The organism is Streptomyces sp. NPDC006261 (assembly GCF_040613515.1).
Lineage (GTDB): Bacteria > Actinomycetota > Actinomycetes > Streptomycetales > Streptomycetaceae > Streptomyces.
Window position 1 is genome coordinate 1 of sequence record NZ_JBEXSI010000102.1, and the last position, 13,662, is coordinate 13,662.

Sequence of the window (13,662 nt, forward strand, 5' to 3'; positions counted from 1 at the left end):
CCTCCCCGCCGCTCTTCCGATCTGGCGGTTTGGGGCGTGGGGACACGTCGGGGGGCCCGAGTGCCGTACGGCACTCGGGCCCCGAGCTTCAACACCATCTGCCGACTGACTACGTCGGCCTTCTTTTTCCGCCGGTCCGCCGGTGAGGGCGGGAGAGCGGGGATCGCGGATGCGTGACCGGGGACCACCTTCCGATCTGGGGCCTGCGGTACCCGGGCGGTTTGCGCCTCGCCCGGGCGATCCTGATGGCGTCTGCTCCCTACCTCGTTCGGTTCGGTTCATTCGGACGGACAGGTCGGAATACCGCTGCGCGGCCCCTGGGGGCCGCCCGGCCCGGCAGCCAGCGGAGGAACCCACCGTTTCCGGCTCCACCACTCCACTGCCGTGCCCTCTTCGCTGTCCGGCTACGAGAAAAACACTAGACCCACCGTCTGGGAGATGTCTACTCCCGCCACGATAGATTTTCTTCAAGGTGGAGGTGTGAGGTTCAGGACTCGGTGCGGTACATCAGATCCACCTCGTGGGTGGTGAAGCCGATCCGCTCGTACACCGTCACGGCCGCCGTGTTGTCCGCGTCGACGTAGAGCATCGCGGTGGGCAGCGCCTCGGCGGCCAGGTGGTGCAGGCCGATCGAGGTCAGCGCCTTGCCGAGGCCGCCGCCCTGGGCGTCGGGCAGCACGCCGACGACGTACACCTCGCCCAGCTGCTCCTCGGCGTGCACCTTCGTCCAGTGGAAGCCGACGAGCTCCCCGTCCCGCTCGGCCAGGAAGAACCCCTTCGGGTCGAACCAGGGCTCCGCCTTGCGGTCGTCCAGGTCCTGCTGGGTGAGGGAGCCCTGCTCGGGGTGGTGAGCGAAGGCGGCCCGGTTCACGGCGAGCCAGGCGGTGTCGTCCCGGCCCGGCTCGAAGGTCCTCACGGTGACGCCTGCGGGCAGCACGGGCTCGGCGAGGTCGAGGGGGACCAGGCTCCGGCGGAGCTGGCGCAGCTCGCGGAAGAGGGACAGACCGAGGACCTGGGCCAGATGCCGGGCGGCCGCGCTGCCGCCGTGCGCCCAGACCCGCAGCCGCTTGCCGGTCGCGGCGAGGAGGGCGGCGCCCAGGGCCCGGCCATGGCCGGTGCCGCGCCGCTCGGGGTGGACGACGAGCTCGGCCGCCGGGGCCTCCACCGGGTCGGTGTCCTCCAGCTGCGCGTACCCGGCGAGGATGCCGTCGCTGCTGAGCAGGAAGTGGCGTACACCGACGCGGTGACCGCCCCGGATCCGGAGCCTCCCCTGCTCGGAGACCGCCTGCCTGCCGTCGAACCGGGCCGCCTCGCCGAGGAGTTCGAGGACGGCGTCGGCCTGGGCGGGGTCGAGCGCGTCGAGGGCCTGAATCTCGCGTCCGGGGGAGGGGAGGGGTGCGTCAGTCGTCATGAGGACGAGCGTACGGGGATCGCGGGCGCGGGCGGGGGTGCGCGAGGGCGACGTACGGGGGGCGCGTGGCGCAGCCTGGCGAGGGCCGGAGGTGCGGGCCGGCGGGGCCGGGGGTGCGCGAGGGAGACGTACGGGGCGTACGGTGCGGGCCGGCGGGGCCGGGGGGTGCGCGGGCGCGGCCCGGTGGTCAGTCGCCGACCACGATCGGATACTGGCGTCCGACGAAGCGAAGCCGACGCCCAGCCCGGTCAGGAACCGTACGAGGTTGTCGCCGAGCGCGTCCCCAGGTCGCGCTCGGCGGGCCGGGCCGACAGCTCGGTGAAGTCGAGGCGGTGAGGGTCCTTGAGGATCTGCCGCACGGCGTCGGACTTACCGGGCAGGCTGACGTCGAAGTTGTTCGCGGCGGCCCCTTCCGCGAGATGCAGCTGCGCAACAGTCTGTTGCGCGATTGAGTCCGGCCAGGTCCGGACCATCTGCTGCATGTAGTGGAGGTTGGATCGGCTGGATCTCCCGCTGCTGCGGGAACCTCGTCCGCAGCTCGGTCGCGATGCGCTCGATGACCTTCGTGCCCCGCTTCTCCCCGCGCTGGCGCTCCAGGATGACCTTCCCGATCTCCCAGTACATCCGGAGCATCTCGGTGTTGACCTTGAGCTGGGCCCGGACGTGCGCCCCGCGGACGATCGTCTTGAGGTCGTCGGCCATGTCGAGGAGTCCGGCGGGGAGTTCCGCCGGCGGTGCTTGCTGCTGGCCCGGCACCTGCGGCGTGGCCGCGAGCTCGTTCTCCAGGGCACACAGACTTCCGGATGCCATGCGTGCCGTGACGTTTCTGTCCGCATATGTGAGCCATACGGACGATAGAGGTGCATGTGAAGCGACTCTGACGAGCCATTTGGCCGGATGGCAACCAGTCCGTAACCCCGAACACCTGTTGCGCTACGCGCGTTGACTCTAGGCTGCGGCACGCAGGATTCCAGAAGTGACACCACTGACTGACACACAAGGGGACCGATGTCAGCGACTCCGCAGAAGAACCGTGCGTCCCGGCGGGTGCTCGCCGCCGCGGCCGGTCTGGCCACCGTGGGCGCGCTCGTCGCCGCGATGCCGGCCGGGGCTCATGACAAGGGGCACGGGCACGGTCCTGGCCAGGGGCACGGCCACAAGCCCCGTACCGTAGACGTGCAGTTGCTGTCCTTCAACGACCTGCACGGCAACCTGGAGCCCCCGGCCGGCTCCGCGGGCAACGTCAGCAAGACCCACCCCGACGGCACGGTCGAGGCGATCCCCGCCGGTGGCGTCGAATACCTGGCCACCTCGCTGCGCACCGCGCGCAAGGGCAACCCTTACTCCGTCACGGCGGCCGGCGGCGACATGGTCGGCGCGAGCCCGCTGCTGTCGGGCCTCTTCCACGACGAGCCGACGATCGAGGCGCTCAACAAGCTGAACCTGGACGTCTCGGCGGTCGGCAACCACGAGTTCGACGAGGGTGCGACCGAGCTGGCCCGCCTCCAGAACGGTGGCTGTCACCCGGTCGAGGGCTGCTACGAGAAGGGCAGGAAGTTCAAGGGCGCGGACTTCCCCTACCTGGCGGCCAACGTCACCAAGGAGAAGACCGGCAAGCCGCTGCTCAAGCCGTACACGATCTGGAAGAAGAACGGCGTCAAGATCGGCTTCATCGGCGTGACCCTGGAGGGCACGCCGGACATCGTCACCGCGAACGGGGTCAAGGGCCTCAAGTTCCACGACGAGGTCGAGACGATCAACAAGTACGCCAAGGAGCTGGACCGCAAGGGCGTCAAGTCCATCGTGGCCCTGATCCACGAGGGCGGGGCCCCGGCCTCCACCTCGTACAACTACGACTGCGACAGCCCCGGCGCGGGCGACGGCATCTCCGGCCCGATCGTCGACATCGCCAAGGGCATCACGCCGAGGGTGGACGCCCTGGTCACGGGCCACACCCACCAGGCGTACGTGTGCACGGTCCCGGACCCGGCGGGCAAGCCGCGCATGGTCACTTCTGCCGCGTCGTTCGGCAAGCTCTACACGGACACCACGCTCACCTACGACCTCCGTACGAAGGACATCGTCCGTACGTCGGTGAAGTCGGCGAACCACGTGGTGACCCGGGACCAGCCCAAGGCCACCGACATGACCCGCCTGATCGACCGCTGGAACAAGCTGGCGGCCCCGATCGCCAACCGGCCGCAGGGCTGGATCAGCGCAGACATCACCGGCCGGGGATCCACGGCCCCCGAGAAGCCGCTCGGCAACGTCATCGCCGACGCGCAGCTCGAAGGCCTCGCCCCGGCCGACAAGGGCGGCGCGGAAGTCGCGTTCATGAACCCGGGCGGCATCCGCGCGGACCTCGTCCACAAGGCGTCCGGCAGTGAGGGCGACGGGGTCGTCACGTACGGCGAGGCGTTCACCGTGCAGCCGTTCACCAACATGATGAACGTCGTCGACCTGACCGGCGCCCAGCTGGTCGCCGCGCTCCAGCAGCAGGTCAGCGGCGCCAACGAGGCGAGCCCGAAGATCCTCCAGGTCTCCAGGGGCCTCACCTACACCCTGGACCTGACGAAGACCGGCGCGGCCCGCGTGGTCACCGACTCCGTCAAGCTGAACGGCGCGGCGATCGACCCGGCCCGCACTTACCGCGTCGCGATGAACGAGTTCCTCGCGGGGGGCGGCGACGGCTTCCCGGCCCTCGGCCAGGGCACGAACAAGCTGGTCGGCGCCTCGGACCTGGACCTGTTCAACGCCTACCTGGCGGCCCACTCCACGGCCGCGTCCCCGCTGGACCCGCCGGCGACGGACCGGATCACGGTCGTGCGGTAACACCTGTGCGGTGAGGGGCGGCGGGCCGACGGCCCGCCGCCCCTTCGCGTTGCCGGCCCGGGGAGGCGCGCCGTGAGCCTGCATGGATGTCTGCTCACCGCTCATCTCCGCGCCTGGAACGGCATCGGCAGGTGGCTGCCGCGCCGTTTCCTCGGCGCGGATCCGGTCCGCGGCGGGGCTCTGTCGGCCGGACACCGCGCCGTGGGCGGACACGCCGATCCCGTACCGCTGCTGGACGCCGGCGGCGAAGAGGCCCGACTGTGCGGTGGGCCGCTCAGGAAGGGGTACGTCCACCGCCGGGGCCGTCGGCGTGACGGCTGTGGCGACCGTGCTGCCGCCCCTCGCGGCTGTTCAGGGGAGCTTGAGCCGGTAGCGGATCGAGCTGACGTAGGCGCCGATGTCGCGCTGTACGGGGAGCCCGTCGTCCCGGGTGCGCCCCTCGGGGCCCTCGGCGCCGGGGCGGCAGGGGCGGCAGAGCCCGTCGGGGAGTGCCTCGGGCCGTCCTGGGGCGCCGCACTCGGAGCATTCGACCAGGACGGGGGTGGCGGGTGCGCCGGGTGCAGGCGGTTGCGCGGCTCCGGCGGTGGGCTGGTGGGGCGGGATCTTCCTTCTAAGGCGGCGGCGTACGAGGCCGGCGGGCGAATCGACGGACCGGGGGAGCCCGGCGGTGAGGGCGTGGACGACGTACTCGCCGGTGACGCCCCGTTCCAGCCAGGCGGCGGCGAGCTCTTCGAGCGCGTCGCAGTCCTCGGCGGAGAGGCCGACGCGACGGTCGACCTGCCCGAGGTGGGCGAGGGCGAGATAGGCGGGGGAGACCCAGCGGACCTGGCCCTCCCGTCCCAGCTCGCACCGCACGCGCCGCAGATGTCCGGCGACCGACAGGGCCTTCAAGGCGGAGCCGATGGCCTGCTGGCCGTCGAGCGGAAGCTGCTGGGCGAGGGTCTTCACGCTCATCGCGGCGGCCTCGGGGAGGTGGTCGATGAACCCGGCGACGTACCGCTCGCGCGTCGGCAGGAAAGCGAAGTCCTCGCGCGTCCGCGGAGGTTGGCTCGGCACGGAGCGTTTGCCGTAGCCGGGCTTGGCCATCGGGTACGCGGGTGAGGACGCGGGCGCGTGCAGGGCAGGGCAGGGCAGGGCTAGGGTGCTGGATAGCCACGGAATCGGCTTTCTGGGAATCGATCTTGCGGTGAGACCCCGGCCTGGTGCGTTCAACACCGCGTCGGGGTCGTTTGGTTCTCGAACCGTAAGCAGTCGTGACGCTGCGCCGCACGCTGTCACGATTAGTCATACTTCCTCGCCGTTACGGGTTGGGAGGGTGGGGAGGTTTTCCCCAACCCCCCTTCATTTCCGCCCCGGTCAAAGAAGGCGCTCGGATCCCGGGTCTCGTGTCCCGACGCCCGAGTCCCGGGACCCGAGCACCGGGCCCGGCCTCGTCGACGTACACCCGAAAGCGTGAGCCGACCGCCACCGAAGCGCGCGTCCCGGGCCTCGGCGCCCGAGCCCCGTGGCTCGGGCTTCGGGGACGCCAGCCCCGGTGTGCCGAGCGGCGTTTTATGGCCTCGACGGGTGGTCCATACGGATTGCGTCCGTACGGCGGGTGGATCCTCCGGCGGATCGGCGGCCGCCCTGGCTTCCGGGTTCGGTGCGCTGTCCATCGGTTCCGACCTCGCCGGTTCGCCACGCACCCCCGCCCATCTCTGCGGCATCCACGCGCACAAGCCGACGCTCGGACTTGCTGCGAGCCGGGGCATGGTCCCGCCGACCGCTCCCGCGCTGCCTGCCGACCCCGACCTCGCCGTCGTCGGTCCGATGGCGCGCACGGCCCGCGACCTCACGCTCCTGCTCGATGTCATGGCCGGACCGGACCCGCTGACGTCCGGTGTGGCGCACAGCGTGACGCTGCCGCCCGCGCCACGAGCGGCTCCGTGACTTCCGGGTCCTGGTCCTCGACGAACCCCCGCTCCTTCCGACCGGTGCCGCTGTGCGGGCGATCCCCGGGCCTCGGGCCGTGGGCCCCGGGCTTCTCGGTGGCCGCTCGTACCGTCGGCCGGTGATCACTCCTCGCCGGTCCGGCGTCCCGCCTGGCGGCCTGCGGCGGCTCCGGTGGCGGTCCGTGCCGTGGCAGCTGGTCCTGTCGCGCAGCGCGCTGCCGGAGCACGTGGTCCGGCAGCGCCCCGCCCGCGAACCGGCGGACACTGGAGGGGCGGGATGCTCGCGGTGCGCGGTGCGCGGTGCGTGGGGTGCGGCGCCCGGTGCGCGGTGCCCGGCCCCCGGGACCGGCTCGGCCCGGCGGCAGCACTGCTCGGATGCCTGCCGCGCCCCCGCCTGCCAACGACCGGAAGACCAGCGGCCGAATCCACCGCCCCGCGCCGGTCCGGATGCGACCGCACCCACCGAAGCGGACAATCCAGGCATGTCGAACCAACAGCAGCCGCCCGGCTGGGAGCCACCCCCCGGTCAGGGAGGACCAGCCTCTCAGCCCGGCTGGGGCACGCCCCCCGGCCAAAACAGCCGCCCCCTCCCCGTAAGAGCGGCAGGGGAAAGATCCTGGGCTGCTCGTGTCTGGGCGCTCTCGTCCTGGTGATCGTCCTGATCGTCGCCATCATGGCCTCTTCCGGAGGGAACGACGACGAGCCGGACCGAAGCCCCACAGGCCCGGCCACGCCGTCCTCGACGCGGGAGACCCCGTCCTCGGAGGAGCCGCAAGAGGAGAGCGGGCCCCGAGGGGATGTCAAGGTCACGGCGTGCGAAGTGGACCCGTCCACCAACTGGGCCCATGCGGACCTGCTGATCACGAACCGGTCCAGCAAAGCCAGCGACTACATGGTGCAGGTCGAGTTCGTCGACGCGTCCGGCACCCGCCTCGGCGAGGCCTCCGCAGTGGCGGACAACGTCGCGCCGGAACAGAAGGTGGACACGAAGGCGCAGGGACTGGACCAGATCACCACCAAGGTGACCTGCCGGATCACCGACGTCACCCGATACGCCTCCTGAGCAGGCAACGCCGCCCCGGCCCGCCGAGCAGCGCCGGGTGCACCGGCAGGCATCCTCAATTACGGACGGGCCGGCCTGCAGCACGCGCGGCGTGCAGCACGCGTGGCCTTCGGCCGCTTGCGCCGTGGCCCTCTCCCCGAGTGACTCTCACTCTTTTCAGTCGAGGTCGTCGGGGGTGAGGTCGGGGCGCAGGCGGTGCCAGGAGGGGTGGCGCAGGCGTCCGGCCCTGGTTCGGGTCGTGTACCGGACTTCTCCGACCAGGCGGGGCTCCACCCACCGGGCACCGGTCACCGCAGGCCGCTCGGTGAACGGGCACGTCTCGGACGGCGCGGTCTGGAGAAGAGCCGAGAGGGTGGTGCGCTCGGCATCGCTCCATCCGGTGCCGACGCTGCCGACGTAGTGGAGTTCCCCGCCGGGGTGCGGTTGGCCCATGAGGAGGGCGCCGGGAAGGGCGGCGAGCCGCCCGCGGCCTGGCACCCAGCCACCGATCACGATGTCCTCGGTCCGCACGTGCCGGATCTTGACCCACGCCCGGGACCTGACACCCGGCTCGTAGAGCGAGGTGAGGCGCTTGGCGACGAGGCCTTCGAAGCCGGCGGCCCGGGTCATCTCCAGTGCTTGCGGTCCGTGGCCGACGACAGCCGCCGGGGTCGACCACGAGGCCCCCGCGAGGGCCAGGGTCTCCAGGGCCGTGCGGCGCTCGGAGTAGGGGGTGCGGGTCAGGCTGCCGGTGTCGAGGAAGAGGGCGTCGAACAGCATCAGGTGGGCGGGGAGCTTCGCGGCCATGCGGGCCGCCCTGGCCGGGGAGCCGACCAGCCCCATCCGGGACTGCAGCCGCTCGAAATCGCTGCGCCCCTCACCGTCCAGGGCGACGATCTCCCCGTCCAGCACAGCGGGCCGGGAGCCCAGCGCTGTCCCCAGACGGGTGAGCTCGGGGTAGGCGGGGGTGATGTCGGCACCCGATCGGGAGCGCAGTACCACCGTCCCGTCGCCGGGAAGGTAGACGATGCACCGCTGCCCGTCCTGTTTCACCTCGTACGCGTACGAGGCATCTGCTGACGCCGGGGGCAGCTTGCCGGGCGTCGCGAGCATCGGAGCGATGCGGGGGAGAGAGGCCACGAGAGGTGTCCCCGGTCAGGAGGCGCTCCGTTTCCTCGCCGTGCGCTTGCTCCCGGCCGGCGTCTTCTTCGCGGTGGCCGTCTTCTTCGCGCCGCCCTTCCGGGCAGTGGCCTTCTTGGCTGGGGCCGTCTTCTTCGCGGTGGCCTTCTTCGAAGGTCGCATGTCGTGGACCGTTGCCTCCCCTCCCCCGTCTTCGCCGCGGCTCTCCTTCGCCGCCGCCACCGACGCGTTCAGCGCGGCCATCAGATCCAGGACCTGTCCCTGCTCCCGCTCCCCGCCCTCGGCCGGCTCCGGGAGCTCCTTGCCCTCAGACTTCGCCGTGAGCAGCTCCTCCAGGGCGTCCCGGTAGGCGTCACGGAACCCGGTGATGCTGTCCAGGGCCATGGTGTCGGTCAGCTGCACCGCTCGCTCGATCTCGCCCTCCTCAAGCTCCACCTTGCGGGGGGCCAGGGACTCCGGGCTGCGGATCTCGTCCGGCCAGCGCATCGAGTGCAGCACGATCGCACCCTCACGCACCCGCAGCAGGCCGAGGCGCTCCCGGTTGTGCCAGGCGAACTTGGCCACGGCGACTTTGTCCGAGCGCTCCAGCGCCCGGCGCAGCAGGGTGTAGGGCTTCGCGGCGACCTGGCCGTCGGTCGCCAGATAGTAGGAGTCGCTGATGCGGATCGGGTCAACGCTGTCCGCGTCGACGAACGCCACGATCTCGATCGCCTTCGTCGTGGGCAGCGGCATCTGGTCGAGCTCCTCGTCCGTGATCGGGACGGTCTGTTCCTTCGACAGCTCGTAGCCCTTGCCGATCTCGTCCTGCGACAGCGCCTCGCCGTCCAGCTCGCAGACCTTCTTCGTGCGCACCCGGCCCATGTCTTCCAGGTGGACCTGACGGAAGTGGATCGAGTGGTCCTGGGTCGCGGAGACGACCTTGACCGGGATCGTGACCAGGCCAAAGGAAATGGCACCGGTCCACAAGGGCCTCGGCATGCTGACCTCCTCCACCCCCCGTGGGCTGGATGACCGGAAGCGGACCGGACCGCAGCTCCGGCAGGGGGAGAGCCGGGGTCGACGCGGCCGGGCGGCTGCCCGCACTACGATCCTCGCCCGCCTCGGCCTCCGCCGCACCCGTGCACGGTCACAGCAGTGCATCGGGGAAGCGGAAGCGGTTCATCCATCAATGAGATCCCGTGCTCGATCTACCTGTCGCGCTCAGGGCACCGGACCGGCCGGTGACTGACGACGCATACGAGCGTGGACCGGGTATGCGAGACACAGGGGTTCCCGCCCGACCGCCGCTGGCCGGCATCAGCAGACATCAGCACGAGGCCACCGCAGCGCCACACCGTCTTCCCCCTGGCCCGCGCCGGACGCGGACACGAGCAAGCCGACGAAAAGACGCCTGCCGTCACTCTGCGGAGTCCTCCGGTCTCGTCCATGCGTAGCCAGTGGTGTGGGGGGCGAGAGCGCGGAACGGGTCGAAGGCGGCTCGACCGGGCATGTGGGAACGACAGGCGGGCCCCGGCTACAGCCGGGGCCCGCCTGTCGTTCCCGGTACGGGGGTCAGTGGCTGCCGGAGAGTTCGCCAGTGAGCTTGCCGTGAAGGCCGGCGCTCAGGTCGTTCAGCCCGGTGATTTCCACGGTCTTGCCGCGCTGCTTGTACTTGGTCTCGATCGCGTCCAGGGCCGCTACGGAGGAGGCGTCCCAGATGTGGGCCTCGGACAGGTCGATGACGATCTTGTCCGGGTCGCCGGCGTAGTCGAACTGGCCGACGAGGTCGTTGGAGGAGGCGAAGAACAGCTCGCCGGTGACCCGGTAGACGACGGTGGTGCCGTCGGGGTCGAGGACGCTGTGCACGCGGGCGAGGTGGGCGACGCGCTTGGCGAAGATGACCATGGCGGTGACGGAGCCGACGACGACGCCGATGGCGAGGTTGTCGGTGGCGACCACCACGATCACGGTGATGGCCATGACCGTGATCTCGCCGGCGGGCATCCGCTTCAGCGTCTTGGGGGCGATGGAGTGCCAGTCGAAGGTCGCGAAGGCCACCATGACCATGACGGCGACCAGGGCTGCCATGGGGATGTCGGAGACGACCGGGCCGAAGACGATGCACAGCACCATCAGGAACGAGCCCGCCAGGAACGTGGACAGGCGGGTGCGGGCGCCGGAGACCTTCACGTTGATCATGGTCTGGCCGATCATGGCGCAGCCGCCCATGCCGCCGAAGAAGCCCGTGACGATGTTGGCGATGCCCTGGCCGATGGACTCGCGGGTCTTGGAGGAGTGGGTGTCGGTGATCTCGTCGACCAGCTTGGCCGTCATCAGCGACTCCATGAGCCCGACCAGGGCCATCGCGAACGCGTACGGGGCGATCGTCGTCAGGGTGTCCAGGGTGAAGGGCACATCCGGCAGGCCCGGCACCGGCAGGGAGGACGGCAGCTCACCCTTGTCGCCGACGGTCGGCACCGCGATGCCGGCCGCGACCGTGATGACGGTCAGGATGACGATCGAGACGAGCGGGGCGGGGATCACCTTCGTGACCTTCGGGAAGAACACCATCAACGCGAGTCCGCCGATGATCAGCGGATACACCGCCCAGGGGACATCGCGCATCTCGGGCACCTGCGCCATGAAGATCAGGATCGCCAGGGCGTTGACGAAGCCGACCATCACCGAGCGGGGCACGAACCGCATCAGCTTCGCCACCCCGAGCGCGCCCAGGACGATCTGGATGATTCCGGCGAGGATGACGGCGGCGATCAGGTAGCCCAGGCCGTGCTCGCGGTTCAGGGGGGCGATGACGAGGGCGACGGCGCCGGTGGCGGCGGAGATCATCGCCCGTCGGCCGCCGACGATGGAGATGACCACGGCCATGGTGAACGAGGCGAACAGGCCGACCGCCGGGTCGACGCCGGCGATGATCGAGAACGAGATCGCCTCGGGGATCAGGGCCAGCGCGACGACCAGGCCGGCCAGGATCTCGGTGCGCCAGACCTTCGGGTCGTTCAGCCAGTCGGGGCGCAGGCCGCGCAGCCGCGCGGCGGGAGTGACAGCAGCAGAAGACAAGGAGATGCGTACCTGTCGTGCTCGGGCACACCGCGGGAAGGCTGGGCGTGCGGGAGGATGCGCGGGAGACCGGCCGGCATCCCGCGGGCGGCCCGAGAGGGGCCGCGAAGTCGTGGAGGACGCGCGCCGGGGCCTGGGCGGTGCCTGGCCGGTGGGTTACGTCCGCGGGCGAAGGGTCACGGCGGGCAGGCGGCGGCGATCGGCGTCATGGGCTCGCGCACGCTCTCTCCTGCAAGAATCGGATCTTCGCCGGGGGCGCCATCGGCCCCGGAACGGCAGTGGCGGGGCGGCCGGGCCGCCCTTGCCGTCATCGACTCTACCCTAACGTTAGAGTAGAGGTCGGTGGGGTTCGCAGGGGATGCTGCCCGCCACAACGGGAAGGGTCGGGGACACGGGCGTGGACGACAAGCACATGCAGATCGGCGAGGTCGCCGCGCGGACGGAACTGTCCTTGCGCACCATCCGGCACTACGAGGAGACCGGCCTGGTCATCCCCTCCGCCCGCTCCCAGGGCGGGTTCCGCCTCTACACCGAGGCCGACGTCGCCCGGCTCATGGTCATCCGCCGGATGAAGCCGCTCGGCTTCACCCTGGACGAGATGCGGGACCTGCTCGACATCACCGACCGCCTCGACACCGCCCCGTCGTCCGACGCCGTCGGACGCGAAGCGCTCCTGGAGCGCGTGGAGGTCTACGAGCAGGCCGCCGCCCGGAAGATCGAGGACCTGCGCATCCAGCTGAGCCGCGCGGAGGACTTCGCGGCCACCCTCCGCACCCGTCTCCGGAACGCTCCCGGCGAGGACGCCGCTGCCCGCTCTGCGGCAGCCCGGCCTGACCCGGCGCCTGCCCTCGGCGCGGAGACGCCGCAGGCCTGCGAGGCAGGCATGCGTGGAGGTGCGTCCGCACCCCGACGGTGACGATGGCGGGGCGGGCGGAAGCGGAGAGGGCGACTGCACGTCATCGCTGCGTTCGGACACCGCACCGGAGGTCGGTTGAGGCGGCCTTGGGGTGCCTCAACGCCTCGAACTCACTATTTCCCGGACAAGCTCGACGGATTCGAGCTGCACGTGCCCGTACTGGTATCACCCGACGTGTTCGGTACACGGGTAATCCGGTTAACGTGCGGTGGCTCGGAGTTGACCAGCACATTGAAGAAGGGCACCACTCATGGCACAGTCTCTCGCCGATCTCGCACCGGCAGGAGTGCGGAGGATCTTGCGGTTCTTTCCCGAGAGCTCGCAGGCCGAGCGCGAGGAGTTGCGCACCGCGGTGCGGGAACTGCTCGACACCCACGGCGAGAAGGTGCTCACCGGCCTCCGGCCGGCCGAGCGTGTCATGTGGTACCTCGCGGCCGAGGGGCGTGCCGAGGATCTTGCCGAGGTGGTCCGGGGCCAGCGCAGGGACCCCGGCGGCTTCCTCGTGGCAGGCATCCGTCGCCCCCGGCTGGTGCTGCCGGGGCTGCAGAGCCTGGTGCTGCCGGAACGGATCACCGCGCTCAAGCGTCGTGACCTGCCGGTGACGGCGCAGCTCACCTCGGTCGAGTGGCGTGGTGACGATCTGGTGTGGGGAGGGTACGCGTTCGTCGCGAACCTGCCGCGTCCGTCGGGCCGGGTCGGCCGGTTCGCGGTGCTGAAGCACGCAGAGACCGGCCGTCGCATCAAGCTGCGCCTGCGCCGCACCAGGAACGAGCAGGCCACCGTCGCTTCCGGGCAGGCGCTGCACTGCTACGACCAGACGGGTTTCGAAGTCGTCGTCTCCGCGCGTCGGCTGCGCGAGCTCGCCGGACGGGGAGCCGGCCAGTGGATTCTCTACGTCGGGATACCGGGGCCGGGCGGGATCTACGGGGCGCCGGTGCGCCAGCGCGATGCGGGTACGGCCGGGCACAACCAGGTCCGTCATCTGGCGGACGGCTCACGTCTCGTGGTCGGCTTCACCAAGGACGGCGTGGGCATCACGGTGGAGCAGCCGCCTGCTGAGGTCGAGTCCTGCACCGTCGTGGACGGCGAACTGCACTTGGTCGCCAGGGCACGCAGTGGCGCCGAGATCCCGACCGCTGTGCGTATCGCCGAAGGCGACACCCGACTCGACAGCCCCCTCACCCCCCTGCCCGAGTCCGGTTCCGCCGACGCGTTCCGGCGCTACCTAGCGGTCTTCAGTCTTGACCGGCTGACCGCGGACGACCTGCCGGGAATCAAGACCCGTTCTTTGAAGGTGACCTTCAGGGACGCCGGCGGCAAGGGCCAGGAGGCC

The 13,662-nt window shown here is 70.8% G+C and carries 10 protein-coding genes and 2 pseudogenes; 5 read left to right on the forward strand and 7 right to left on the reverse strand.

The annotated features are described in order from the left end of the window. Positions 1 to 487 precede the first annotated feature (487 nt). From mshD to ABZ154_RS33565, 3 genes are all read right to left on the reverse strand, one after another. Positions 488 to 1,411: a mycothiol synthase gene (gene mshD, locus ABZ154_RS33555; protein ID WP_356838135.1), complete on the reverse strand. Its 924-nt coding sequence runs from the start codon at positions 1,409 to 1,411 to the stop codon at positions 488 to 490. A gap of 248 nt (positions 1,412 to 1,659) precedes the next feature. After that, entirely contained in the window at positions 1,660 to 1,893 is a 234-nt protein-coding gene (locus tag ABZ154_RS33560; protein ID WP_356838144.1) for a hypothetical protein, read from the reverse strand. Next, positions 1,781 to 2,221 carry a DUF1016 N-terminal domain-containing protein gene (locus ABZ154_RS33565; protein WP_356838136.1) on the reverse strand — a complete coding sequence of 147 codons (441 nt, stop codon included), beginning with the start codon at positions 2,219 to 2,221 and terminating at the stop codon, positions 1,781 to 1,783. Before ABZ154_RS33565 ends, ABZ154_RS33560 begins: the two co-directional genes overlap by 113 nt. Positions 2,222 to 2,419: 198 nt before the next feature. On the opposite strand from ABZ154_RS33565, the gene ABZ154_RS33570 reads away from it, so the two are divergent. Beyond that, the gene (locus ABZ154_RS33570; RefSeq protein WP_356838137.1) at positions 2,420 to 4,243 is read left to right on the forward strand and encodes a bifunctional metallophosphatase/5'-nucleotidase; all 1,824 of its coding nucleotides are present in this window, start codon (positions 2,420 to 2,422) and stop codon (positions 4,241 to 4,243) included. Between the two features lie 351 nt (positions 4,244 to 4,594). Here ABZ154_RS33570 and ABZ154_RS33575 read toward each other — a convergent pair whose 3' ends face one another. Then, positions 4,595 to 5,329: a hypothetical protein gene (locus tag ABZ154_RS33575; protein ID WP_356838138.1), complete on the reverse strand. Its 735-nt coding sequence runs from the start codon at positions 5,327 to 5,329 to the stop codon at positions 4,595 to 4,597. Between the two features lie 501 nt (positions 5,330 to 5,830). Between ABZ154_RS33575 and ABZ154_RS33580 the strand changes: the two are divergent. Together ABZ154_RS33580 and ABZ154_RS33585 are read left to right on the forward strand one after the other, a co-directional pair. Further along, positions 5,831 to 6,233, forward strand: a pseudogene (locus ABZ154_RS33580) (amidase family protein); the annotation flags it as partial. 614 nt (positions 6,234 to 6,847) lie between these two features. Further along, positions 6,848 to 7,237: an FxLYD domain-containing protein gene (locus ABZ154_RS33585; RefSeq protein WP_356838139.1), complete on the forward strand. Its 390-nt coding sequence runs from the start codon at positions 6,848 to 6,850 to the stop codon at positions 7,235 to 7,237. Positions 7,238 to 7,393: 156 nt separating this feature from the next. Here ABZ154_RS33585 and ligD read toward each other — a convergent pair whose 3' ends face one another. From ligD to ABZ154_RS33600, 3 genes are all read right to left on the reverse strand, one after another. Further along, positions 7,394 to 8,356: a non-homologous end-joining DNA ligase gene (gene ligD / locus ABZ154_RS33590; protein ID WP_356838140.1), complete on the reverse strand. Its 963-nt coding sequence runs from the start codon at positions 8,354 to 8,356 to the stop codon at positions 7,394 to 7,396. Between the two features lie 15 nt (positions 8,357 to 8,371). Beyond that, positions 8,372 to 9,334, reverse strand: coding sequence for a Ku protein (locus ABZ154_RS33595; protein WP_356838141.1), 963 nt, complete (start codon positions 9,332 to 9,334; stop codon positions 8,372 to 8,374). Positions 9,335 to 9,907: 573 nt separating this feature from the next. Further along, positions 9,908 to 11,413: a SulP family inorganic anion transporter gene (locus ABZ154_RS33600; RefSeq protein WP_356838142.1), complete on the reverse strand. Its 1,506-nt coding sequence runs from the start codon at positions 11,411 to 11,413 to the stop codon at positions 9,908 to 9,910. Between the two features lie 397 nt (positions 11,414 to 11,810). On the opposite strand from ABZ154_RS33600, the gene ABZ154_RS33605 reads away from it, so the two are divergent. Continuing rightward, a complete protein-coding gene (locus ABZ154_RS33605; protein ID WP_356838143.1) occupies positions 11,811 to 12,329 on the forward strand; it encodes a MerR family transcriptional regulator in 519 nt (172 codons plus the stop codon). Positions 12,330 to 12,627: 298 nt separating this feature from the next. Next, a pseudogene (locus ABZ154_RS33610) lies at positions 12,628 to 13,662 on the forward strand (CDP-glycerol glycerophosphotransferase family protein); the annotation flags it as partial.